This is a genomic window from Sorangium sp. So ce381, from assembly GCF_051473845.1.
In the GTDB taxonomy this organism is placed as follows: Bacteria; Myxococcota_A; Polyangia; order Polyangiales; family Polyangiaceae; genus Sorangium; species Sorangium atrum.
Genome location: NZ_CP150336.1, coordinates 12,482,529 through 12,502,505, shown reverse-complemented (window position 1 = coordinate 12,502,505; position 19,977 = coordinate 12,482,529). Strand labels below are relative to the sequence as shown.

Sequence of the window (19,977 nt, the reverse complement as noted above, 5' to 3'; positions counted from 1 at the left end):
ACCGCCCTCCCCACGACCGCTGAGGACCGGCTACATCGTATACGCTGCGCCGCCGGCCCGGGCGAGAAGTCTTGCGTTCTGCCGTGGAATCCGGGGCGTGACGTCGGACTGCGGACATGGCCGCCCCACACGCTGCGTGCGTGTCGACGCGTCTCGACGCGTCTCCACCACCGGCGCGCCGCCGGCGCGGGCGAGCTGGTCGGTGGTATCGTCGAGCAATGCAATACCGCGACGAACGAGACGCGCTGCGGGGGCGTGTGGACAGCCTCGAGGAGCAGCTCGCGGCGGCCACGAAGGAGCTCGAGGAGCACCGCGACGTCGATCGGGCGGCGCGCGTCGAGCAGATCGAGCGCCAGATGGCGGAGGCCCGCCGCGTGCTCGACCAGCTCGGCCGGGAGCTCGACGCGGTGCGCGGCCGGCCGAAGCGGTCGTCGGCGGTGCCGCTCCTTGTGACGATGGCGGGCGTGGGGCTCTGCGCGATGGTCGCGAGCTATCTGCTGGCGCGGTCCGGGCGCGAGACGATGGCGATCGTCCAGCAGCCGGCGGTGCCCCCGCCTCCCCTTCCCCTCCCGGAGCAGCCTCCCGTCCCCGAGCCGCCGGCGCCTGTCCCCGAGCCAGCGCAGGCGCCGCCGGAGCCGGCCGCGCCGACGAGCGAGGCGCCGTCGCGGACCGCGAACGCGACCTGGAGGGCGACCGTCACGCGCGCCACGGGGCTCCCCCTCGCGGCCGGCGCGGCGTGCACCGTCGAGGCGGAGCTCGCGAGCTCGGGCAGCGACATCCGCGTGCCGGCGCTCCGGGTCCTCTGCGGCGGCAAGCCGATCTACCGGTCGAGCGATCCGCTGAACGGCATGTCGATGTTCAGCGCCGGCGTGGAGGAGGACTCCGGCGCTGCGCCTGGCACGGTTGCTTATGCCCTCTCGTACCAGGACAAGGGCTCGCGCGCCGGGGAGCGGGCCGAGGTCTCGCTCGACAGCATCCGCAAGGCCGGCGCCGTCTGGCGCGACTCGGTGCCCGCGTACCGCGTCGAGTTCACGCTGGCTTACCAGAGCCTGCCCGTCGCGGGGGAGCCGCTCCTCGACGCGACCCGGAGAGCGCTGCGCCGGTCCGCGCGCGTGACCGAGTCCACGGGACCGAGCCCGGTGAAGGCGGGCGCGAGGTGCGCGCTGCTCGTCTCGCCGCTCCCGCGAGGCGGCAAGTGCCTCACGCGCCTCGCGTGCGCCGGCCGCATGCTCTACGGCGCGGGCACGACCGGCGTCTCGGAGTGCACGGTGGAGGGCGACAAGGTCGTCCGCGTCCACGACGGGAACACGACCCCGAACGGCGGCGACCCGGCGTTCGAGCTCGACGCCGCGACAGGGCGCGTCACCGTCAAGGACGAGGCGGGCGGCGCCGCGTGGACGGTCGGCGTGCAGCTCGATCCGAGCGGCTGAACGCTTGTCGCCGGATCCCGCATCGTCCAGTCCGCCCATCCGGGCGTGACGTCTCGCATTGCGTCATAGGCGAGTATGCCTATGCGTCAGGGCCGAGGCATAGGCGAATATGCCTATGCCTCGGCCCTGACGCATAGGGTACGACCTCGTTGCGGTCACCCTCATCGGTGATGCGAGGACGGACGGCGATCTTAGAATAGAGAGGCGAGGACGAATGAAAACGCTTCGCAATTTCGGCGCGATCGCTCCAGGGCTCGTTGCGCTCGCGGCGTTCGCGGCGCTGGGCTGCTCCAGCCAGATAGAAGGAGCGACCGAAGCATCTTCCGGCGGCAGCGCAGGAGGGCCCGGTGGGCCCGGATCCAGCGCCTCCGGCGCCACGGGTGGCTCGTCGGCAACCGGTGGCCCGTCGGCAACCAGTGGCTCGTCCGCGACCGGTAGCTCGTCGGGGGCGGTCAGCGGCGCCGGCGGCAGCGGCGGGCGCCCGGACTCGGGGGAAACTGGCGCGGGCGGCGGGAGCGCTGCCGGCTCCGGATCGAGCGGCGCTGGAGGAGACGCGCAGAGCGCGGGCTGCGGCAGCGCGACCGCGCCGAAGAGCGGCCGTCTCAGCATCGATGTCGGGGGCACGACGCGCGAGTACATCCTCGCCGTACCGGACGGCTACGATCCGAACCACCCTTATCGGCTGATCTTCACCTGGCATCCCCGAGGCGGCTCGGCCCAGCAGGTCGCGACCGGGTTCGGCGGCGGCTACTACGGCCTCCAGAGTCGCGCCAAGGGCTCGACGATCTTCGTCTCGCCCGAGGGCATCGAGCAGGGCTGGGCGAACACGGGGAACCGCGACATCGCGTTCCTCCGCGCCATGCTCGACCGCTTCCGCACCGAGCTCTGCATCGACGAGAACAGGATCTTTTCGACGGGGTTCAGCTACGGCGGCATGATGTCCTACGCGATCGGCTGTGCGATGGGCGACGACTTCCGCGCCATCGCCTCCATGTCCGGCGCGCTCTACAGCGGCTGCGACGACGGCGACAGCCCCGTGGCCATGTGGGGCTCCCACGGCAAGAGCGACAGCGTGGTTCCAGTCGCGAACGGTCAGAGCGCTCGCGATGTCTTCCTCGAGCGAAACCACTGCGGCCAGCAGACCACACCGGTCGAGCCGAGCCCCTGCGTCAGCTACGAGGGCTGCGACGCGGGCTACCCCGTCGTCTGGTGCGAGTTCGACGGGGACCACGCCCTGCCGAACAACTCCGGCGAGTCGATCTGGAGCTTCTTCTCGCAGTTCTGAAGCGAACGTCGCTCGAACCAGCGCCACGTTTTCAGGGTGCATCGAATCGCAGCGTGCGATTGAATGGATGGGTCCGGCAATGGTGATCAAAAATCTGCCAGCGAAGCTCTTGATAACTGGAATCCTGGGCATCTGCTCTGGAGGGTGCGGTTCGTCGACCGACGATACCAGCGGAGCGACGACGAGCAGCAGCTCCGGCGGCGCGGCGTCGAGCGGTTCCGGCGGAGCGACCGGCACGGGCGGCGACGCCGGCACGGGCGGCGCGGGTAGCGGAACCACCGCGGGCAGCGGGACCACGGGAGCCGGCGGCGCCGAGGAGACGGGCAGCAGCAGCAGCGGCGGCGCAGGCGGGGCGCCCGGCGCCGGCGGCGGCGACAACGGCAGCGAGGAGGCGACGATCGTCCCCGATCCCTCCTGGACCTGCGGGATGCCGAACGGCATTCCGCTCCCCACGCGCGGCGAGCTCGTCCTTCGGGCGACGCTCCAGCTCGGCCAGACCCACGATGTCGGGACCACCCAGTTCGGACACCGCCGCCTCCTCGACGTGAAGGGGGGCACGCTCACGGGCGACAAGGCCCAGGCCACGTTCCTCACTGGCGGCATGGACCTCGAGCTCACGCTGTCGAACGGATCCGTCGAGCTCGAGGAGATCAACATCCTGAAAGCGAGCGACGGCACCCCCATCTTGATGCGGACCTGCGGCGTGGCCGCCGCCGGCGACGACGTCGTCCGGATCGTCCCGGACTTCGAGGTCGCCACCTCGAGCTCGCTCGCGTGGCTCAACACCGGGAAGTTCGCGGGCACCCGTGTCGTCGACGCCGCGGCGGGCACGATCCAGCTCGACATCTACGACATCAGCAAGGTGGACGCCGGAGAGCCGAAGATCCAGCTCAAGGACCCCCAGGGCGTCCCGAACCAAACGTGGGAGTGCTCGACGGCGACCGGGGCGAAGGGCTCGAGCGTGTTCACCGAGTCCGTCTCGCTCGGCGCATCCGTGTCTGTCGGCGCGAGCAAGCGCGGCACGCGCAACATCATTCCCATCACCGGGGGCACGGTCACCGGCGGAATGCTGCTGAGCGGCCTGTCGGGTTCGGTGCTCCCCGGAGGCGCGGATTACCAGCTCATCGGGTCGACCACGGTGCTGGACGCCAGGTACGCGCTGTCCTCGAAGGACGGCGAGGTCATCGTGGTGAGGAACTGCGGACCGTTCGGCGCGCTCGTGCCTGTCTTCGAGACGCGCGCGGACGGCCCCTATGCGATCCTCAACACGAAGCAGTATGTGAGCTCCGACCCGGGTGGCGCGGCGGGCGGCGGGGTGAGCCTCACCTTCTACGAGCGCAAATAGAACAGCAGAGCCGCGGTGACGCCGGCGCCTCCGGGAGGCGTAGCGGATCGGTCAAGGCGGCAACCCTATACAGACTGAAGGCGGTCGGGGTCGACCGAGGCGGCAACCTCGTACGAACTGAAGGCGGCCGGGGTCGGACGAGGGGGCAACCGCTACCAGGGCCTCGGGATGTGGTCGGCCATCTCCGCCGACGTCTTCCGCGCGGCGCGGACCGCCGCGAGCCAGTGGACCTGGGCCGGGTCGCTCTCCCACGGCGGCGCCTCGCGCCAGCGCGCGTCCCAGTACTCGCGCGCGGCCGCCTTGGCCGTCGCGAGCTCGCTCTCGTCCTCGGGCGCGTCCTCGACGCGATCTGCAACGAACCGCCACGGTTCCGAGTCGCGGTTGCACCGCTTCGACCGAGGGGGCGCAGGCTCCCCGTCGAGGACTCCGTCGCTGCTCCGGAGATAGGCCTCGTAGGCGCTCTGCGCCATCGCGTCGCGCCGGTGGACGGTGACCCAGTGCGCGCACGACTCGCGGTACGCCTCGGCCCAGGCGCGGTCCTCCTCGGGCACATCATCGCGCCAGGCGCTCGCGTGGAGCTCGCGCAGTGCTCGCTGGCTCGCCTCCACGTCCTCGCGACTCGCGCCGCTCGCGCGCCATGCGGCCACGAGGGCTCGCTCGCGAGCTGCGCTCGGTCCCGGCAAGTTCGCCTCCGCCTGCTGGCGGTACCAGTGATAGGGAGGATCCACCATCCGGGGGATGTTCCGCTTCGTGGAGAAGGGTCTCGCGCTTCGTCCCAGCCGGAAGCCCCGCTGGAAGGCGCGGAGCGCCTCGGGGCCGTGGCCCTGGGCCACATCCTCGGCCGTCAGCAGCTTCCAGAGATAGGTCCTGTCCAGGCGCGCGAGCGCCTCGGCCTCCGTGGTGGGCTTTCGTTCGAGAGCCCCATAGCCGGCAACGAACGCCCGCTTCACGGCGGCGATCAGCATCGGCCACGGCGGGGCGGCTCTGCCGTCGACCCAGTGGTTGAACTCTTTCCGGTGCGCCTCGGCCCACGCGCGCTCCTCCTCCTCTGCCAGATCGTCTCGCCATGCCGTGCCGCACACCTCGCCCAGGTTCTGGAGGTAGGACTTCCATTCTCGTGGATCCTTGGTCATGAACATGACCGCCCCATTGCCCGCCTCGCGCGCGACGAGATAACGTTTCACGGTTGATCCCCGCCAGGAGGGTCTATTGGCTCTCCGCCCGTAGGGAACGAGTCGGACGGTCTGGGAGGGCATCCCCAGCCCTCCCCTGCGCCGAGCGGGCAGAGGAGCGGCGCGAACCGAGGAATAGCCCACCCTGGAGGCGGCCCCGGAAGGGTGATCATGGCTTGGATGATATCATCCGACTCGATCGCATCGATATCGACCATCTTCGGATCCACCTTCTCGGGCTCGTATCGAAAATCCCACACGTACTTGCACTCGATGTCGGTGTACGCGGGCAGCAACTTCTCGATCTCCCTCTGCGCGTCAGGGACAACCCACGACGCAAAATCTTCGGCGCAAAAGAGATAGTTCGGAAGATCGGGCTTCTCCCTGAGACAGCGGAGCATATCGTCCACGGTGATGTACTTATTCGGACGATCGTACCATCCGCTCCATAGCCCCCCCTCGTTGTCGCGGCACACTACCTTGCCCACCTGGTCGTTCTCGTCCCTTGTCTCCAACCATTCCTTCGCCAGCTCGTGCATGGTCCAGCGCTTCATCTGCATCAGGTTGTCGTGCGGCAGCATCGCGATCTGACGTCTCAGCTCCGCGCGATCTTCTGGGTCCAAGATCGAGCAGCCGACGACGAGCGGAACGAGCACGGCGACACACAGACGTCTCATACGCCCCCCTCCTGAACGTGACGCACGCTACACCGCGCCGCGTCGCCGGACAAGACGTCCCGCGGGCCGTACAGCGCGAGCGGCAAGACTCCCCTTGTGAGCACGGCGTCCGCAACGTCAGCCTTCGTTGTCACCTCACATGCGGCGACTACGGCAATCACCAGGCTCAACGGCGAGCCGTGGCCCAACGCCACCCGCGACTGCTTGCCATAGGGACGAAATCGAAAGCCGAGCGTTCACCTACGGATCCGACGTTCCGTGCCGTGCGCTGCGAAATCTACCCCCCGAGCACCTCGTCATAGAGGTCCTCGTACGCGCGCGCCATGCGGTCGAGCCCGAACCGCTCCATCACCCGCGCCCGCCCGCGCAATCCCATCTCCGCGCGATCATCCCGCGCCGCCACCGCCTCGAGCGCGTCCGCCAGGGTCTCCGGCGCTCCAGGCGGCACCAGCATCCCTGTCTCGCCATCCACCACGATCTCCGGATTGCCCCCCACCCGCGTCGCGACGATGGGCAACCCCGCCGCCGCCGCCTCGATGAGCGTCAGCGAGATACCCTCCGTCAATGACGCGAGCGCGAACACATCAAACGCCGGCAAGAGCTCCGCCACGTCCCCGCGCGTCCCCGTGAACGTCACCGCCCCGCCGAGCCCGAGCCGCGCCGCCTGCGCCTCGAGCGCAGGCCGCCGCGGGCCGTCGCCGATCAGCGTCAGATGCGCTTCGGGCCGCGCCGCGCGGAGCCTCGCGAACGCGTCGAGCAGCGTCGCGTGGTCCTTCTCCGGCGACAGCCGCGCGACACACCCCACGTGGTAGCCCGTCGCCGGCACCCCGAGCCGCGCCCTCGCCGCGACCGCGTCGCCCGGCCGGAACACGTCCGTGTCGACGCCGTTCAAGATCGTCACGACCTTGGCCGGATCGACGTGCTCCACCTCGAGCGCGACCGCGCGCGCGTCGTCGCTCACCGCCACCACCCGGTCCGTGAGCGCCGCGGCCAGCCGGTTGACCAGCACCTTGCGCTTCTGCTTCGGGTAGTTGCGCCCGTGCTTCGTGTGGATGACGCGCGGCCCGCCGCCGCCAGGGAGCGCCGCCGCCCGCGCCAGGGCCGCCGCGAGCGCGCCATAGAGGTGCGGCCCCGGGTTGTGCGTGTGCACGAGCCCGATCCCCTCGCGCCGCAGCCACGCCGAGAGCCGCAACGGCAGCCCCGGGTCGAGGCCGGGCTTTCGCGAGAGCACCACGAGCGGCACGCCGAGCCGCGCCAGCTCCTCGGCCAGCGCGCCGGGCTCCTGGAGCGCGCACACCACCGGCGCGAACCGGTCGCGCGCCATCCTGTCGAGCAGCCGGAGCACCACCCGCTCGAGCCCACCCACGTTGAGCGACAGCACGACGTGGGCGACCTTCGCGGGCCGGCCCGGCGCGGCATACGGCGCCGGCCGGACCCCGGGCGCCCCGATCATGCCGCGGCCTCGCGGCCGAACTCGATCGGCACCTCGGTCATGGTGAAGCGGAACTTGCCGCCCGACGTGACCGGGATGTCGCTGACGAGCTGCACCCGGATGTCCGCCCGCTCCCCGAGGAACCGGCGCAGATCGCGCTCGATGGCCTGCGACGTCTCCGGCCCGTACCCCTCGCCAGGGATGATCTTGATCGTGATCGCCCGCGTCTTGTCCTGGTGGACCTGATACCGCTCCACCGTCGGGTTGTCCTTGAAGAAGTAGGGGAAGAACACGGACGAGAGGAGCTGGCCGTCCGTCCCGACGATCATGTCGAGCACCCGCCCCTCGACCGAGGCGAGCAGCGGCAACCCGCGGCCGCACGAGCAGGGCTTGTCGGCCGCGACCACCACATCCTCGTTCTTGTAACGGATCAGCGGCATCGACCGGCACACGAGATCGCTCAGGATCACCTCGCCCGGCTCGCCGGGCCGCGCGTGCCGGCCGCCGCGCACCACCTCGAGGAAGACGTTCTCGATGTTGAGGTGCTTGCCCTCGTGGCGCTCACACTCCGCGCCGATCAGCATCATCTCCCTGCACCCATAGCGGTCGTAGACCGGCGCCTGGAACGCCCGCTCGATCACCTCACGCTGGTGGGGGAAGAGCCGCTCCGCCGTCGCGATGATCCCCCTCGGCGTGGGCAGCCGGTGCCCCGTCTCGAGCGCATAGCGCGCCGTGTAGTAGAGGGGACTCGTGTAGCCCACAACGAGGTTCGGCTGGTAGCGCCGGATCTCGTCCACCACCCCCGCGAGCCGCTCCTCCGCCAGGTTCCACGCGCTGACCGTCTTCTTCCGGATCAGCGCCTCGTGCAGCGTGCGCTTCGCCTTCTTCCAGCGGGGCTCCAGGGTCGGAATCCCCCAGATGTACAGCTCCTTGTCCCCGATCCGGCCGCCAGCCCACGCGTCGGAGCGCAGGGCCGCGGCGCTTCTACACTCGTACGTCGTGTGATCGTAAAAGAAGCGCGCCGGCTCTCCGGTCGATCCGCCCGTACCGCTCCTGAAGAGCTTGCCGCGCCACCCATCCGCGATGAGCTCGCTGCCGTGCGCGCGGAGATCGGCTTTGGTCAACACCGGAAAGCGCGCGAGATCCTCGGGCGCGTGCACGTCCTTGACCCGCACCCCGTATTCGGCGAAGCGGCGCCGGTAGAAGGGCACGCTCTGCTCGGCAAAGCGGAGGGCCGCCAGCATCTTTCTCCAGTTGAGCTCCCTGAGCTCGCGCTCCGGACGCCACTGGGACCGCTCCAGCTCCCCCAGGTAGGCCAGCGTGGCTCTCCCTCGGAGTTTCGTCTCGTAAAACGGAAAGAGCACGTTCCGAAAGAGGGCTGAATACATGGCTGCTGAGGATTCTTTCGAACCTCGGCCACACAGTCAAGCAACCGCGGCCGGGTCGCCGCTTCCCCACGCACGCGCCACCCACGCCCCACCCACGCCTCACCCACGCCCCACCCACACGTTGCACACGCTCCTCCACCCGCAGCCACGATTGGTTACCGCGGAGATGGCGTGAGTGAACTCCTCATGACAGCGGCTCAGCTCGACGCGCCCACCGCGGCGCGGTGACACACGCGCTGCGCGTCGCCCTCGCCCGCCGGCGCAGCCGGGCGAGCCAGCACACATGAGCTCTTCAGCTCTTCCGTCCGCAGCGCGGCCGCGACTCGCGGCCTCACTGCAGGGTGGGCTCCGATTCTTGCTGCCAGAGCGCCGCCAGCGCGAACGTCTTGGCGTTCTCCGGCACGGCCTGGCAAAAGCTCTGCCGCCACGCCGGGTCCTGGATCCATTGCGCCCGCGCGACGAGCCGCTGCATCGCCACCGTGATCGCCTCGCGCGCCGCCTCGTGGTGGCCACAGGCGCGGAGCGACTCGGCATACACGAGCCGGATCTGCGCCTCGCCCTCCTCGGTCCCGCCGACCGACACGAGCAGACCGAGCCCGCGCCGGGCCGCCTCGAGCGCCTCCTCTGCCCGGCCCTGCTCGAGCAGCACCCGCGCGCGCACCGAGAGCGCGTGCGCCTGGAGCGTCGGCACGTGCGCCAGCATCGCCACGGCCGCGCCCGCCTCGTTGTCCGCCGCGTCGAGGTCGCCGAGCCGCGTCAGGATCGCCGCGAGGTACGCCCGCGACCGCGCCTCCTGCCGCCGGTTCGCCTGCGCCACGAAGGCGTCGATCGCCTCCGCCGTGGCCGCGCGCGCCGCGCCGAGATCGCCCTGCTGGATCCAGAGCAGGCCCTGGTTCTGCTTGGCGAACGCCGCCACGTTGTAGAGCCCGAGCCGCCCCGCCTCCGCGAGCGCGTCGCGCAGCTCGGCCTCGGCGCGGCCGTACACGCCGAGCTGCAGCAGGCAGTGCGCCGCGTTCACGCGGCTCAGGCACGCGTTCCTGAGGTCGCCTGTCTGGAGGTAGGCGGGGATGCTCTGCTCCGTGCACGCGAGCGACGCCGCAGGGTCGCCGTAGCACAGCGCCCGCGACGCCCGGAGCGCGTGGATGCGCGCCGCCACCGCCGCATCGCGCTCGGCCAGCGGCATCGCCACCCGCGCGAGCTCCTGCACGATCTCCTCCGCCGCGGCGTACTGGCCCCCGTGCAGGAGCGACCCGGCGATGCGCGCCAGCGCGCTCACGGAGGCGCCGGTCGCCTCCCCGACGTCGATCCACGAGCCGCGGTCCCCGCTGCCAGGGCCGGCCCCCCGGAGTTCCTCGACGAGATCCGCGAGCCGGTCGCCCATGCCGAGGCGCACGCGCATCGACGCGGCCTCCCCGGCCGCCGCGTACCAGAGCGCGCTCTTCCGGGGGAAGCCCCGCATCGCCATGACGGCGCACCGCTCGGCCTGGGACGCCTCGCCGAGCCACTTGTGCGCCTCGGCCTGGACGAGGCGCAGCGCCGCGAAGAACTCCCCGTCCACGTCGGCGCTCGCGGCCCCCTGCTCGGCGCGCTGGATCGCGGCGCGGAAGTCGTTCGCCCCGAGCGCCTGCTCCGCCGCGCGCCGGAACCAGACGACCGCGCGCTCGGCGTCGCCGCCGCGCTCGAAGTGGTCCGCCAGGAGCGCCGCGTCGCGCTCGCCGGCCGCGTCCAGCCACTCGCCGGCGAGCAGGTGGCCGAGCGCGCGATCCCCGTCCGTGAGCGTCGCGTACGCCGCCTCGCGCACGAGCGCGTGCCGGAACGCGTACTCGTCCTCGCTCCGGAACTTGCCCTCGCCCCGCCGCGCGATGAGCTCGCGATCGACGAGCACCGCGAGCCACCCGTCCACCTGGGGGGCGCGGCGCTCGCCGCCGAGCAGCGCCATCAGCCCCCCGCGCCAGAACTTCTGGCCGAACACGCTCGCGGCCCGGAGCACCCGGCGCGCCTCGCCGTCGAGCGACTCGAGGCGGGCCTGCACCATCGACAGCACCGTCTCGGGGAGCGCCTCGGTCCGGCCCGAGGCGGCGGCGCGGATGAGCTCTTCCAGGTAGAACGCGTTGCCCCCGGCCCGCTCGCACAGGCGCGCGCAGAGATCGGGCGTCACGGCGTCGCCCAGCACCTCGCGCACGAGCCGCTCGCTCCCCCGCCGCCCGATCTCGCGCAGCCGGATCTCCTGGACGCCGCGCGAGACCCACACCTTCGGGAAGACGGTCTCGACCTCCGGCCGCGCCAGCGCGAGCACCATGAGCGGCTGGTCGCGGAGCGCGAGGGCCGCGTCGATGAGCTTCACCGTGGGCACGTCGCCCCACTGGAGATCCTCGAGCACGAGGAGCACCGGCTCGGCCCGGCACTCGGCGAGCACGAAGTCCTCGAAGGCGCGGCGGATCTGGTCGCCCATGAGCATCGGGTCGCTCCGCGCGGCGCGCAGCTCCACCCTGCCCTCGTCGGAGAAGCGGATCCGCGCCACCTCGCCGAGGAACTCGGTCACGCGGTCGAGGTCGGCGTCGCTCAGGTACCGGCCCACGCGGGCGCGGAGGCGCTGCTCGCGGACCTCCTGCGGCTCGCCGCCGGAGAGCCCGGCCTCGCGGCGGAGCATCTGGCGCAGCATCCCGAAGGGCGAGCCGGCGCTCATCGGGTCGGCGTGGCCGAGCCAGACCTGCACCCGGTCCTTGCGCTCCTCGACGCGGCGCAGGAACTCGTAGCGCAGCCGGCTCTTGCCGAGCCCCGCGGGCGCCGTGATGAGCACAGCGCGCGCGGTCGGCTCGGAGACGCACTCGTCGAGCACGGCGTCGAGGATGGCGAGCTCGTGGTCGCGCCCCACGAACGGCGTCGTGCGCCCGAGCAGCGTCCGCGCGGCCTCGACGAGGTCGCGCTCGGCGCGGAGCACGAGGCCGGTCGCGTCGCCGCCGACCTCGAAGCGGGCGTCGAGCAGGCCGGCCATCACCTCGTCGAGGCGGATCGACCCGCCTTCGGCGCGGTCGAGCAGCCGCACGGCGCGGTCGATGGTGGGCCCCATCGGGAGCCGGTCGTCGGCGGAGCCTCGGCCCGCGACGAGTGCCATCTGCACGCCGGGCAGGAGGTCCCGCACCTCGATCGCGCACCGCGCCGCGCGGGCGGCCTGGTCCGTGATGAGGCCGCGCCCCTCGAGCGTGATGAGCAGGAGCCCGTCGGCAAGCGTCTGCAAGGCCCCGCCGAAGCGCGACGCCACGCGCTTCACCTCGTCCTCCGGGACGGTGCGCGCGAGGGGCACCGTCATCGGGAGCGTCATCGGCATGGTGGGCCCCTGCCACGAGGGGGCCTCCGGCGCCCCCACGCGCGCGAGCATCAGGCACAGCGTGCGCCGCTCGCCGGTCGTGAGCGCGCTCGCGCGCCGGCTCACGGGCGCGGGAGGGGTGCTCTTGATCTCGCCGACGCGGAGCAGCTCGAGCGCCACGGCGGCGCCGTTCGCGGGCCGCTCCGCCGGGGCCTTGGCGAGCATGCGCGCCACGGCGATGTCGACGTTCTCGGGGACGTCGGCGCGCAGGTCGCGGAGGCGCGGCGCCTCGTCGAGCACGACGCGGAGGAGGGCGGTGTGGATGTCGTCGCCGATGAACGGCGGGCGCCCGGTGAGGCAGTGGAACAGGACGCAGCCGAGCGCGAACACGTCGGCCTGGGTGCCGACGTCGCGCTCGCCGCGCGCCTGCTCCGGCGCCATGTAGAACGGCGTGCCCATGACGACGCCGGTCATCGTGAGGGGCGCGAGCGACGTGAGGCGGGCGATGCCGAAGTCGAGGAGCTTGACCTGCTCGACCGACTTGTCGACGAGGTACAGGTTGCTCGGCTTGAGGTCGCGGTGGACGACGTTGTTGCGGTGCGCCTCGGCGAGCGCCTCGGCGATCCGGAGGCCGAGCGTGACGCTCTCGGCGATGGTGAGCCCGCGCCGGCGCAGCCGGTCGCCGAGGCTCTCGCCCTCCAGCCACTCGAGCGCGAGCCAGGGCTCGCCGCTCTCGGTGGCGCCCTGCGCGATGTACCGGACGATGCCGGGGTGCCGCAGCTCGGCGAGCACCTGCGCCTCGCGCGCGAAGCGCTCGCCGTGCTCGAGGCCGCGGCCCGACATGACCTTGAGCGCCGCCGTCTCGCCGGTGTGCCGGTCGAGGGCGCGGTAGACGGAGCCCATCCCGCCCGACCCGGCGAGGCGCTCGATCAAGAAGCGGTCGGCGACGATGTCCCCGGGTTTCATCGGGACGGCGAGTATCACACGGAGCCCCATGGGCGAGGCCAGATCCCGGCAACTCCCGGCGACGAACCCGCGGCAGGGCGCCGGCGAGCCGGCTCACTCCCCACGGCCGAGGTGTGATAGGGTGCGCGCTATGTCTGCGATAGTCCTGCCCTCTGTCGAGCTGCTCTCGCCCTACGAGACAGGGAAGCCCCTCGACGAGCTCGCGCGCGAGCTCGGCGTGACGGACGCCGTGAAGCTCGCCTCGAACGAGAACCCGCTCGGCCCGAGCCCGCGCGCCCTCGAGGCGGCGCGCCAGGCGCTCGCGAACGTGCACCTCTACCCGGACGGCGCGGCCTACCGGCTGCGCGAGCGGCTCGCGGCGGTCCACGGCGTCACGATGGAGGAGATCGTCCAGGGAAACGGCTCGAACGAGCTCCTCGACCTGATCGTGCACACCTTCGCGACGCCCGGGTCGCACATCGTGTTCGCCGACCCGGCCTTCGTTGTCTACAAGCTCGCCGCGCTCGCCTACGGCGTCCCGTTCACGGCCGTCCCGCTGCGCGACCTGCGGCACGACCTCGAGGCCATGACCGCGGCCGTCACGCCGAAGACGCGCCTCCTGTTCATCGCGAACCCGAACAACCCGACGGGCACGCACGTCGGCCGCGCCGCGGTCGAGCGCCTGCTCAGGGAGGTCCCGCCCGAGGTGATCGTGGTCATGGACGAGGCGTACATCGAGTACACGGACGCGCCGGATTTCCCGGACTCCCTGCGCCTCCGCGGGCTCCGCGAGCGGCTGCTCGTGCTCCGCACCTTCTCGAAGATCTACGGCCTGGCGGGCTTCCGCGTCGGCTACGCCGTGGGCCCGGCCCAGCTCATCGACTACATCAACCGGGTGCGCGCCCCGTTCAACGTGAGCGCGCTGGCGCAGGCGGCCGCCGTCGCGGCGCTCGACGACGCCGAGCACATCGAGAAGAGCCGCGCGCTGAACCTCCGCGAGCGCGACCGGCTCACGCGCGAGCTCACGCGGCTCGGGCTGTCGGTGGCGCCGAGCCAGGCGAACTTCGTGCTCGTGGACGTCGGGCGGCCGGCGCGCCCGGTGTACGACGCCCTGCTCCGGAAGGGCGTCATCGTGCGGCCCTTCGGCAACCTGCCGACGAGCCTGCGGGTCACCGTCGGGACCGAGCGCGAGAACCAGCGATTCCTCGACAGCCTGTCCGAAGTGCTGGCCTGACCCGGCGAGCGGCGCGCTACCAGCGCTTCGCCTCCGGCGGCGCGCAGCGCACTGCAGCGCGCAGCATGCCGCCGAGGCGCAGCGGCACGAGCGTGACGAGCCCGCGCTCCTCCGCAGCGCCGGGGCGCGCCGATGGGTTCTCGTAGACATGCAGGAAGTCGCAGCCGCCCGCCGGCTCGGCCGCCGTCTGCCCGACCTCGAAGACGAACGGGCCACCTCGATCGTTCGCCTCCGGGTCGAACGAGGAGGCGAGCCTGGACATGAGCTCGTCCGCGCCCTCCGGCGGGCTCGTGCGCGCGATGTCGACGAAGCGCGAGAACAGCGCATAACTCGACGGGTGAGCCACCGAGCACAGGCAAAACACGGGGCGACCCGGGTGGGCGAGCATGTACCGGATCAGGCGCAAAAGGACGTGGCGGAGGACGTCATCGTCGCCGGCGTGCTCGCCGAGCGCCCCGGATTCGCCGCGGAAGATCGCGATCTGCGGGCCGGAAGGCTCCGGATCCATGATCTGAACCGCGAAATAGCCGGTGATCTGGCTGTCAGCGCCCCTGTGGACCACGACGGCGCCGTGCTCCTCGCCAGCGTCGATGACGTGGGTGGCGAAGCTCTTCTCCCTCTGCGCGCCCTCGAAGATCACGCGGCGTAAGCCATAGAGCTCGTCGATGAGCCGCTGTCTCTGATCCCAGGACATCTCACGTGGAACAAAAACCTCGACGGAGGTCTGGTCTTTCATCGAATCCTCCATGCCTGCCCATCCCATCGCCAACCTCGGCCGCGGGAGGGCGGTCCGCCGGGCGCCGGCAGCGTCGTTCATGCTGTCGGCGCCAGCGGCGTCAGCGTCATCAGCGCCATCCGATTCAGCAATGGTGGTGCCACCGGTGGGAAGAGCGGCGACGACGCCGCAGCTGTCATCGCGGGCGTCCGAGCCGCGCGCGCCGCACCCGCCTGGGCTCGGTGACACGGCGGATTCAAGCGCCTGGCGCGGTACAGCGGCTGCGTTCGCCGGAACGCGCCGCGGAGCGGGTGAGGCCGGCGGGCATCAGGCCGGCGGGCATCAGCTCGGGGCGCCGCCGAGGCGCGGCCCAGGCGTGAAGCGGATCGGCAGGCGGGTCGGGCCGTGCACGTGGATCGCCCGGCGCGGCTCCCACGGCGCGTCGCTCGCGAGCTCGAGGCCACCGAGCCGCGCGACCATATCGGAGAGCGCGACCGGCGCGGCCCGGAGGCGTACGAGCTCATCCGGATTCTCGAGGAAGCACAGGATCGCATTGCCGATCAGGTTCGTTGTCGTCTCGTGGCCTGCCACGAGGAGGAGCTGGAAGAACGACCGAGCTGAACGCCTCGTGATCGTGGAGCGCCCGCTTCACACCGTCGTGATCGAAGATCATCCACGAGTCGGACGGTGCGTAGTGGAGCACGGGAGAGCGGCTCCGGAGCTGGTCGTACACGGGGTAAGGGGTGCGGCTCATCTCCCGCGAGGGAGTCGCCGCACCGCGCCCCGGATGTGCGGGTGGCCCGCGTCCTCGAGGCGCTGCGCGATCCGGCCGCGGACCGGCGCCTCGCGGTCTCGCGCGCCGGGATCTCCGAGGCGCACCTGCAGGCGCTGTTCGTGCGCGACGTGGGGCTGCCCATCCGCACCTTCCAGCTCTGGCGCCGGCTGCTCGTCGCGCTCGGGGCGTTCGCGCGCCTCGACGCCACGAGCGCCGCCCACGCCGCAGGGTTCGCCGACCTCGCGCACTTCTCGCGGACCTGTCGCCGCATGCCCGGCTACTCCCCGAGCGAGCTGCGCAGCGGGCTGATGAAATAGACCTCACCGCGCTGCGCCGGCACGCCGCGCGGCAGTAGGTCGCAGCGACGCTGATGGAGGTGGTCGCGCGCGTCCTGCCCCTCCCGGCCGGCGGGGTCTTCTCCGGATCGATGGTCGGTCCGCCCCGCCTGGCTTCCTTCTGCTCTTTAATTCTTGAGGTCCGGGTTCACACGCGTTCACACGCGCGGCCCGCGCGCCGCGCCGCCCGCATGCACGCCCGCTCTCCGTTCATGCAACACCTGAAGACCTCGACATCGGCCGCGCGCGCGGGATCGTGGAGAGGCAAGCAACGCGCCGGAGGCTCGAAGCGATGTAGAGGGTCGATGGCGAAGGGAAATCCATGCAGCGCTCGACCGTCTCCCGCGCCTGAGAAATCGGGACAAGGGGCGCGCCGCCCGGCGATGGCCATAACATAACGAGAGACATGAGGCCGCCAATGTGCGACCCTGCCTCCCGGGTTCTCGGACCGCGCGAGGTCGAGCCGCAAGCGAGCGTGGAGCGCGAAAAGGCGCGCTTCGTGACGCCCTCGAAGCGTCATCACGATGGACCGAGCGGCCTCTCCTTCGCAAACCGCACGAGATCACCGAGATGCGAGACATGGCGAGAAATCCACAGGATGCGCCCGCGGTCTTGCGCGAGGCGGCTGACGCGGCGGCCGCCGCGCGCCGCGCCGTCCGTCATGTCCTCGAAGACCTCGAATCGCTCATCGCGCTGCGCGCCTCCGCCGGGAGCGCGCGGGACATCCATCGCATGCGGGAGCTGGCCGACGATCTCCGCGCCGCACGGAGGTCGGCGAGCGTCTCCTTGCGTGCGGCGCAGCGGACCGCGGACGACGCGCTGCACGTGCTCGGCGGGGAGTCGCCCCACGATCGAGCGCGGACTCGATCTCGCGACCGCACGGAGGCGAAGGCCAGGAACAGCTCGCACGGTCGGCCGATCGGGCGAGCTTCCCGCGCGCGATCGCCGCGGTCGCCCGCCCGGAAGCGCGACCGTCACGGCGGCGCTGCTGGCGCGAGCCGCTTTGCTCGAGGGCGCGATGCAGCACCAGCATAACGGGGTGCGTGGCGGACGCCCGCGCACGGAGGCCGCGCGATGGACGCCGCTGCATACGCACGCTCGCACGCCGAGCCCCCCGGGGGGGAGCCCGGCGCGCATCGAACGCGCGGCGCCTTCCATGAACGCCCGCGACGCGACAGCGATGTCGGCGGTCGCCAGGAGGCGCGGTGATGATTCGGCGTGTCCCGCCTCGGCGCGCGGCGACCGTGGACGCGACCCAGCGACCGTGGTCGCGCGGCGTGGCGCTCATGCGTGACGCGAACGATCACGGCGCCTGCGTGGACGCCTGGATGCAGCAGGTAGCTCAGGGCTTGCCCCCCGACCGCCTCGTCCAGCTCTTCGAACGAGCGTTCAGCGCCCTGTGGCGGCGCGCCCACGTCCCCCTCGGAGAGGTCACGCTCGGCGCCATCGTGGATCGCGTGCTCTATTACGCCTCCGAGCAATACCCGGCCCTCTCGTCGCTCAAGTTGGAGTCGACCGGAATCTGCTGCGAGGAGCTCCAGAAGGGCGCCGGCGGCCTGCGTCGCGATCAGCTCGAGGAGGGGATCCGGTTCATCCTGGTGGAGTTCCTCGCGGTCCTCGGAAACCTCACGGCGGAGATCCTCACGCCGGCGCTCCACGCGGAGCTCTCGAAGGTCGCGCACGAGGAAGAGGGCGGGAGTGAGAGACGGTCGGAGAGCGCGCCCGGGATCTCCGAGGGCGAAGACGGCGAGGAAGTTGAGCCATGACGAAGAAGACGGCCATCGCGCGCATCGAGACGGGGGTGCGAAACCTGGATGCGCTGTTCGAGGGTGGGCTGCCGAGGGGCTCGGTCGTCGTCATCGCCGGCCCGCCCGGCGCGGGCAAGACGATCCTCACCCAGCAGATCTGCTTCCACAACGTCTCGGCCAAGACCCGGGTCCTCTACTTCAACACGCTCTCGGAGCCGACCGCGAAGACGCTGCGCTACCTGAATCAGTTCGACTTCTTCGACGCCAGGAAGCTCGACGAGGGAATCCAGTTCGTGGACCTCGGCGTCATCCTCCGGACGAAGGGCCTCGACGGCGCCTCCAAGCTCGTCATGGAGCACGTCAAGAAGGTCAAGCCGGCCATGGTCGTCATCGACAGCTTCAAGGTCTTCGACGACCTCGCCAAGTCGAAGGAAGAGCTCCGGAAGTTCGGCTACGAGCTCGCGATCAGCCTCATGGCGTGGGAGACGACCACGTTCTTCCTCGGCGAGTTCGGGCAGAGCGACATCGAGACCAACCCCCTGTTCTCGATCGTCGACGGGCTGGTCATGATCAGCCAGCGCCAGGAGTCCGGGGAGCAGCGGCGGTTCATGCAGATCATCAAGATGCGCGGAACCGACCACAGCCGCGAGGAGCACTCGTTCGTCATCACGCGGGCCGGCATCGACGTGTTCGCGCCCCGCGTCACCATCCACCGGGCAGCCATCGAGGGCAAGGAGCCGCGCCTCAAGACCGGCATCTCGAGGCTCGACGAGCTCCTCGGAGACGGGATCCCGCGCGGCTCCAGCCTCCTCATCGCCGGCGTGGCGGGGACCGGCAAGACGGTGCTCTCGCTCGAGTTCATCTACCGGGGCGCGAAGGCCGGCGAGAAGGGGATCTTCTTCTCCTTCGAGGAGAGCGAGGCGCGGCTGCGCGCCACCGCCCGTGGCCTCGGCTGGGACCTCGACGGCGAGATCGATCGCGGGATGGTCGAGATCGTCTTCATCCCGCAGCCCAACATCCTGGTGGAGGGGCACCTTCTCATGATGAGCGAGCGGATCCTCGGCATGAAGGCGCGGCGCGTGGCCGTCGATTCGGTCTCGGTCTTCCTGCACAAGGTCAAGGACCCGCAGCTGGACCGGGAGAAGATCTTCCAGCTCGCCAGCGTCATCCACAACGCGCAGGCGGTCGGCTTCCTCGCCACCGACATCCCCTACGGCACCAACCAGATCAGCCGCTTCGGCGTCGAGGAGACCGTGGTCGACGGGGTCGTCCTCCTCTCCTCGACGGAGGAGGGGCTCGAGCGCCAGCGCTACATCGAGATCTACAAGCTCAGGAACACCGCCCACCTCAGGGGCCGGCACAGCATCCTCATCGGCCCGGGCGGGATCATGGTCTATCCGCGCTACAACGCGGAGGCGGCGTTCGCCGAGCCGCCGCCCCCCTTGGAGACGGCGCGGCGCCTGCCCTCCGGGGTGCCCGGGCTCGACGCGCTGCTCGGCGGAGGGGTGCTCGAGCGCAGCGTCACCCTCCTCTCCGGGAGCGCGGGCATCGGGAAGAGCACCCTGTCGCTGCAGTTCCTCCTCGAAGGCTGCCGGCACGAAGAGCCTGGGCTCTACGTCGCGCTCGAGGAGGGACCCGCGCAGATCATCAGGACCGCGGAGACCCTGGGGCTGCCGCTCCAGGAGGCGACCGAGAAGGGGCTCGCCGAGGTCATCTATCTCTCGCGGGAGCGCGTCCGCCCCAGTCAGCTCCTCTCGCTCCTGACCGACAAGATTCGCACGCAGAAGACGCGTCGATTCGTCCTTGACAGCGTGAGCCACCTCGCGACGGAGGGCGTCTCGGACGACGAGCTGCGGCAGCTCCTCTTCGCGCTGATCACGCGGTTCAAGGCGCTCGGCGTGACCAGCCTGCTCACGCTCGAATCGAGCGTGATGTACTCCAGCGAGACGATCACCGACCGCAAGTTCTCTCCGGTGGCCGACAACCTCATCGTGCTCCGGTACACGCCCCTGCCAGGAGAGATCAGGCCGACCCTCATGGTCGTGAAGACGCGCGGCAGCGAGCACGATTTCGGCACCTACTACTTCACCGTCGGGAAGGGCGGCGCCCGGATCGGGTCGCGCGCCGGCGAGGGTGTCCCTCTTGCGGCGAAGAACATCGCGGGCCGGAGGAGAACGAAGCGATAGGGG

At 71.1% G+C, this 19,977-nt stretch carries 14 protein-coding genes; 7 read left to right on the top strand and 7 right to left on the bottom strand.

Annotated features, from left to right (window positions below; translation table 11 throughout):
• Window positions 1-218 precede the first annotated feature (218 nt).
• From WMF29_RS46955 to WMF29_RS46945, 3 genes are all read left to right on the top strand, one after another.
• Window positions 219-1,430 carry a hypothetical protein gene (locus WMF29_RS46955; RefSeq protein WP_437326539.1) on the top strand — a complete coding sequence of 404 codons (1,212 nt, stop codon included), beginning with the start codon at window positions 219-221 and terminating at the stop codon, window positions 1,428-1,430.
• A gap of 214 nt (window positions 1,431-1,644) precedes the next feature.
• Window positions 1,645-2,715, top strand: a complete 1,071-nt coding sequence (locus tag WMF29_RS46950; RefSeq protein ID WP_437326538.1) for an alpha/beta hydrolase family esterase — start codon at window positions 1,645-1,647, stop codon at window positions 2,713-2,715.
• 109 nt (window positions 2,716-2,824) lie between these two features.
• Window positions 2,825-4,060, top strand: coding sequence for a DUF3237 domain-containing protein (locus WMF29_RS46945; protein ID WP_437326537.1), 1,236 nt, complete (start codon window positions 2,825-2,827; stop codon window positions 4,058-4,060).
• A 152-nt stretch (window positions 4,061-4,212) separates the two neighbouring features.
• Here WMF29_RS46945 and WMF29_RS46940 read toward each other — a convergent pair whose 3' ends face one another.
• From WMF29_RS46940 to WMF29_RS46920, 5 genes are all read right to left on the bottom strand, one after another.
• Window positions 4,213-5,244: a hypothetical protein gene (locus WMF29_RS46940; RefSeq protein WP_437326536.1), complete on the bottom strand. Its 1,032-nt coding sequence runs from the start codon at window positions 5,242-5,244 to the stop codon at window positions 4,213-4,215.
• Window positions 5,241-5,909 (bottom strand): hypothetical protein, encoded by a 669-nt coding sequence (locus WMF29_RS46935; RefSeq protein WP_437326535.1) that lies wholly within the window; start codon window positions 5,907-5,909, stop codon window positions 5,241-5,243. Before WMF29_RS46935 ends, WMF29_RS46940 begins: the two co-directional genes overlap by 4 nt.
• Before the next feature lie 277 nt (window positions 5,910-6,186).
• Window positions 6,187-7,362, bottom strand: a complete 1,176-nt coding sequence (locus WMF29_RS46930; RefSeq protein WP_437326534.1) for a glycosyltransferase family 4 protein — start codon at window positions 7,360-7,362, stop codon at window positions 6,187-6,189.
• Window positions 7,359-8,705 carry a phenylacetate--CoA ligase family protein gene (locus WMF29_RS46925; RefSeq protein WP_437326533.1) on the bottom strand — a complete coding sequence of 449 codons (1,347 nt, stop codon included), beginning with the start codon at window positions 8,703-8,705 and terminating at the stop codon, window positions 7,359-7,361. The genes WMF29_RS46930 and WMF29_RS46925 overlap by 4 nt, the downstream gene beginning before the upstream one ends.
• Before the next feature lie 355 nt (window positions 8,706-9,060).
• Window positions 9,061-13,002, bottom strand: a complete 3,942-nt coding sequence (locus WMF29_RS46920) for a protein kinase domain-containing protein (protein ID WP_437326532.1) — start codon at window positions 13,000-13,002, stop codon at window positions 9,061-9,063.
• A 130-nt stretch (window positions 13,003-13,132) separates the two neighbouring features.
• On the opposite strand from WMF29_RS46920, the gene hisC reads away from it, so the two are divergent.
• Window positions 13,133-14,215, top strand: a complete 1,083-nt coding sequence (hisC, locus tag WMF29_RS46915) for a histidinol-phosphate transaminase (RefSeq protein WP_437326531.1) — start codon at window positions 13,133-13,135, stop codon at window positions 14,213-14,215.
• 16 nt (window positions 14,216-14,231) lie between these two features.
• Here the strand turns inward: hisC and WMF29_RS46910 are convergent, their stop codons facing one another.
• Both WMF29_RS46910 and WMF29_RS46905 read right to left on the bottom strand, forming a co-directional pair.
• Window positions 14,232-14,951, bottom strand: coding sequence for a hypothetical protein (locus WMF29_RS46910; RefSeq protein WP_437326530.1), 720 nt, complete (start codon window positions 14,949-14,951; stop codon window positions 14,232-14,234).
• A gap of 321 nt (window positions 14,952-15,272) precedes the next feature.
• Window positions 15,273-15,521 carry a hypothetical protein gene (locus WMF29_RS46905; protein WP_437326529.1) on the bottom strand — a complete coding sequence of 83 codons (249 nt, stop codon included), beginning with the start codon at window positions 15,519-15,521 and terminating at the stop codon, window positions 15,273-15,275.
• A 204-nt stretch (window positions 15,522-15,725) separates the two neighbouring features.
• Here WMF29_RS46905 and WMF29_RS46900 point away from each other — a divergent pair, with 204 nt between their 5' ends.
• From WMF29_RS46900 to WMF29_RS46890, 3 genes are all read left to right on the top strand, one after another.
• Window positions 15,726-16,022, top strand: coding sequence for a helix-turn-helix domain-containing protein (locus WMF29_RS46900; RefSeq protein WP_437326528.1), 297 nt, complete (start codon window positions 15,726-15,728; stop codon window positions 16,020-16,022).
• 1,226 nt (window positions 16,023-17,248) lie between these two features.
• Complete coding sequence (locus tag WMF29_RS46895) at window positions 17,249-17,806, top strand: hypothetical protein (RefSeq protein ID WP_437326527.1); 558 nt, start codon at window positions 17,249-17,251, stop codon at window positions 17,804-17,806.
• Entirely contained in the window at window positions 17,803-19,974 is a 2,172-nt protein-coding gene (locus tag WMF29_RS46890) for an ATPase domain-containing protein (RefSeq protein WP_437326526.1), read from the top strand. The genes WMF29_RS46895 and WMF29_RS46890 overlap by 4 nt, the downstream gene beginning before the upstream one ends.
• Window positions 19,975-19,977: the final 3 nt, after the last annotated feature.

What these genes read in the sequence shown, in the direction of transcription:
- WMF29_RS46910 (WP_437326530.1), bottom strand. Translation starts at nt 14,951, where the DNA reads ATGAAAGACCAGACCTCCGTCGAGGTTTTTGTTCCACGTGAGATGTCC.
- WMF29_RS46890 (WP_437326526.1), top strand. Translation starts at nt 17,803, where the DNA reads ATGACGAAGAAGACGGCCATCGCGCGCATCGAGACGGGGGTGCGAAAC.
- hisC (WP_437326531.1), top strand. Translation starts at nt 13,133, where the DNA reads ATGTCTGCGATAGTCCTGCCCTCTGTCGAGCTGCTCTCGCCCTACGAG.
- WMF29_RS46950 (WP_437326538.1), top strand. Translation starts at nt 1,645, where the DNA reads ATGAAAACGCTTCGCAATTTCGGCGCGATCGCTCCAGGGCTCGTTGCG.
- WMF29_RS46895 (WP_437326527.1), top strand. Translation starts at nt 17,249, where the DNA reads ATGATTCGGCGTGTCCCGCCTCGGCGCGCGGCGACCGTGGACGCGACC.
- WMF29_RS46955 (WP_437326539.1), top strand. Translation starts at nt 219, where the DNA reads ATGCAATACCGCGACGAACGAGACGCGCTGCGGGGGCGTGTGGACAGC.
- WMF29_RS46935 (WP_437326535.1), bottom strand. Translation starts at nt 5,909, where the DNA reads ATGAGACGTCTGTGTGTCGCCGTGCTCGTTCCGCTCGTCGTCGGCTGC.
- WMF29_RS46930 (WP_437326534.1), bottom strand. Translation starts at nt 7,362, where the DNA reads ATGATCGGGGCGCCCGGGGTCCGGCCGGCGCCGTATGCCGCGCCGGGC.
- WMF29_RS46920 (WP_437326532.1), bottom strand. Translation starts at nt 13,002, where the DNA reads ATGAAACCCGGGGACATCGTCGCCGACCGCTTCTTGATCGAGCGCCTC.